The sequence below is a fragment of the Brevibacterium sp. genome, from assembly GCF_022712115.1.
In the GTDB taxonomy this organism is placed as follows: domain Bacteria; phylum Actinomycetota; class Actinomycetes; order Actinomycetales; family Brevibacteriaceae; genus Brevibacterium; species Brevibacterium salitolerans.
This window is the reverse complement of the sequence record NZ_JALAHB010000064.1, coordinates 1-3,329: the sequence shown is the minus strand read 5'-3', so window position 1 is coordinate 3,329 and position 3,329 is coordinate 1. Positions and strand designations below refer to the sequence as shown.

The window sequence follows — 3,329 nt, the reverse complement described above, 5'->3', positions numbered from 1 at the left end:
GCGGTCCCGGAGGCCGAGACAGCGGCGCTCGCCGGCTGGAGGAGAAGCGGGGAAGGGGCGTGGGATGCGGGAAGGGCCATACCGCACGGAAGGCCCATTGTCAGGTGATCACTTCGCCCAGCCACCGCCGGCTGGTTGGCTGGGCAAAGCGATCACACGAGATCGTAGCCGGGGTCCGGGGCCGGTTCGGTGCCCGAGGCCGGGCAGAGGTCCGGGTCCGGCGCACGATGCCGGGCAGAGGTCCGGAGCAGAGCCCGAGGCAGGGGCAGGGGTGTGCGGGATGGGAGAGCGGAGGTACGAATGTGCGTGGCGGGCGTATGTGAGGCAGAGGTGCAGGGTCTCACGTAGATTGGGGAGAGGAACGGCAGTTCCGTGCGGGGTCATGACAGGTGCGTGACCCTGGCGCACACTTCCCCCTCCGTCCCGATGAGCAGGAGTCACAGCCATGTCCTCAGCGCGCAGATGGACCGGCGGCATCGTCGCCGCGATCGCAGGCATCACCCTGGTGATGGGCGCGGCGCCCGCACAGGCGCAGGAGAAGCCCGGCGCATTGACCGCCCGGGTCACGGATCTGCAGCCGGGCGCGGCAGACCTGAGCTCTGACGCGGGCGGCGCGGGGAACGACGGCTCGGGGAATGGGAACTCGGGGAACGGCGACGGCTCGGAGAGCGAGGCGGCCGGGAAGGACAGCACGGGGGCTGGAAGCGAGTCTGCACAGGTGGGCAGTGCGAAGGCCGGACTGGGCGCTTCGGATCCCGCCCCCACGCAGACGCCCAAGAAGACACAGCCCAAGAAGAAGACCCTCTACTGCTCGTACCTGGACGGCAGGAAGGGTGTGAAGGCTCAGCAGGTCATCGAAGTGCGCCAGACCTCCACCTCCAGGGCAGACGTCTACCTCTGCAGCAGGAAGGGGGATCGCTACGTGCGCGACAACACCTCCTACACCGGCCACCTCGGCTACAACGGCGTCACGTCCAAGAAGCGCGAAGGCGATGGGAAGACCCCCGCCGGCGTCTTCTGGATGCGTGGCGGATTCGGCACCAGCAAGAACCCCGGTCTCGACCACCAGAAGTGGACGACGGTGACCAAGGACCACGTGTGGGTGGACGGCAAGGCCTCCAAGGCGCAGGGCTACAACACCATGCAGCGCAGGTCGAAGGGATACCGGGGTGAGGCCCTCCACCAGACCGGCCCGTACAAGTACGCGCAGGTGATCGGCTACAACGAGGAGCGCACCCCGGGCAAGGGCTCGGCCATATTCCTCCACAAGCACACCGCTTCCGGCACCACCGCGGGATGTGTCTCGCTCAGTGAGAAGAGTCTGGTGAAGACGCTGAAGTGGCAGAAGTCCGCCGATGTGCAGATGGTCATCCACTGACCGTCGGCCACCCGCCGTGCCTCATCCTCGTGCTTCACGTGGAACATCCGCCCGGCCTGCGCCTCCACGGGACAGCTCTCGCATGCCGGACGCCCCTCGCTTCTGCCCCATGACGACCGAGCTGAATGCCCACCGGAGAGAAGCAGCCGGAGAGCGCTGAGGACAGGTCCCGATGCCGCCTTCCCCGTGGGCGGCGTCTGCGAGGCGTTCTGCTGTGAGCAGATGCGCTGGTCCTGCGATGACCGGCCTGCCTAGGCTGACGGCATGGAGGAGACAGCACTGCTTCGAGAGACACTCGGCCGAGTCATGCGTCTGCGCCGCATCTCTCTGGGCCTCACCCTCCGGGAGGTCGCGGCCCTGGCCGGAGTCTCCGTCCAGTACCTCTCCGAGGTGGAGCGCGGGCTCAAGGATGCCTCCTCGGAGATGGTGGCGGCGATCGCGGGAGCGCTCCGGCTGACGCTCCCGGAGGTGCTGGTGCTCAGCGCCCAGCTCGCCTCGGCCCATGAGCCGGCTGTCCCGCACACCCCTGCCGTCCCACACGCTGCGCACTCCGCGCACGGCATCACGCACAGTGCGGGCGGTACTGGTGCATACAGCGGAGCAGCTCAGGCCACACTCGCGCTCGCCGCCTGAGCGCGCCAGGCCGGACTCGGCCGCCACGCTTGAGCCCCCGGGCGGATCCCGCCTGCCTCACCTATCCGGCCCTCCTCAGCTGTCCCGCCTGCCCCACCCCTCCGGCCTGACCTGCCGGTCCGGCCCATGCGCCCATCTCACATGTCCCGCTGCTCCACGACGGCGTCCGCCATGCCGAACTCCACCGCCTGCCGGGCCGTGAGCACGAGGTCCCGGTCCAGGTCTCGGCGGAGCTGGTCCACACTGCGCCCCGAATGCCGGTGCAGGATCTCCTCGACGGCGCTGCGCTGGCGCACCACCTCGTCCGCGGCGACGATGAGGTCCGGGATCGCGGCCCGGCCTCCCTCCACCTGCGGCTGCCGGAGCACCAGACGCGCATGCGGGAGCATGGTGCGGTGACCGTGGGCTCCGGCGGCCAGCAGCACCGCGGCATCCGCGGCGGCCTGGCCCACGCAGATGGTGGCGACCGGAGCGGAGATGTACTGCAGGGTGTCGTAGATGCCCAGCATCGCCGTGAGCGAGCCGCCCGGCGAGTTGATGTAGAGGCTGATCGGCAGCTCCTGCGACTCCGCGTCCAGGTGCAGCAGCTGGGCGATGACGGTGGTCGCCACGCCGTCGTCGATGCCGGTGCCTATGCTGACGATCCGGCTGCTCAGCAGCCGCGAGTAGATGTCGACGATGCGCTCGCCCCCGGAATCGCGGGTCACGACATTGGGGATCGTGTACTGGCTCATGCGTGCTGTCCTTCCATTGAGATCCCAGCCGCCTGCGGCCTGGGCGCGAGCAGCTGTCCGGGCGCTGTCACCACGGCGTCCGCGAGGCCGTAGTCGATGGCCTGCTGCGCGGAGAACCAGCGGTCGCGCAGCGAGTCCTCGAACACCTGCGCGTAGGTTCTGCCGGTGAGGGCGGCGATGCGGCCCAGGACGGTGTCGCGAACCTGGCGGAGGTCGTCGGCCTGCAGCTCCACGTCTGCCGCCGTGCCGCCGATCCCGGAGGAGCCCTGGTGGAGGAGGACCTTGGCGTGGGGCAGTACGAGGCGTTTGCCCGGTGTGCCTGCGGAGAGGACGAACTGTCCCGCCGAGGCCGCCCAGCCGAAGGCGATGGTGGCCACGTCGCACGGGATCACCTCGATGGTGTCTGCGATGGCGAGCATCATGGGCACCGAGCCGCCGGGGGAGTTGATCCACACGTGGATGTCCTGGTGCGGGTCCTCGTCCGCGAGCAGGTGCAGCGCGGCGATGATCTCCATGCCGAAGTCGTCGTCGAGTTCGCCGTTGAACAGCACGGCCCGTCGCTGCCGCAGGAGGTGGGGGAGAAG

4 protein-coding genes are annotated in these 3,329 nt (G+C 69.2%); 2 read left to right on the top strand and 2 right to left on the bottom strand.

Going from position 1 to position 3,329, the window contains the following annotated elements; all coding sequences use genetic code 11:
* Positions 1-445: 445 nt before the first annotated feature.
* Positions 446-1,378: a hypothetical protein gene (locus tag Q0A33_RS03835; RefSeq protein WP_291793361.1), complete on the top strand. Its 933-nt coding sequence runs from the start codon at positions 446-448 to the stop codon at positions 1,376-1,378.
* Positions 1,379-1,642: 264 nt separating this feature from the next.
* Entirely contained in the window at positions 1,643-2,011 is a 369-nt protein-coding gene (locus Q0A33_RS03830; RefSeq protein ID WP_291793357.1) for a helix-turn-helix transcriptional regulator, read from the top strand.
* Between the two features lie 137 nt (positions 2,012-2,148).
* On the opposite strand, the gene Q0A33_RS03825 is transcribed toward Q0A33_RS03830, so the two are convergent.
* Both Q0A33_RS03825 and Q0A33_RS03820 read right to left on the bottom strand, forming a co-directional pair.
* Positions 2,149-2,745: an ATP-dependent Clp protease proteolytic subunit gene (locus Q0A33_RS03825; protein WP_291793354.1), complete on the bottom strand. Its 597-nt coding sequence runs from the start codon at positions 2,743-2,745 to the stop codon at positions 2,149-2,151.
* Positions 2,742-3,314 carry an ATP-dependent Clp protease proteolytic subunit gene (locus tag Q0A33_RS03820; RefSeq protein WP_291793364.1) on the bottom strand — a complete coding sequence of 191 codons (573 nt, stop codon included), beginning with the start codon at positions 3,312-3,314 and terminating at the stop codon, positions 2,742-2,744. Before Q0A33_RS03820 ends, Q0A33_RS03825 begins: the two co-directional genes overlap by 4 nt.
* Positions 3,315-3,329: the final 15 nt, after the last annotated feature.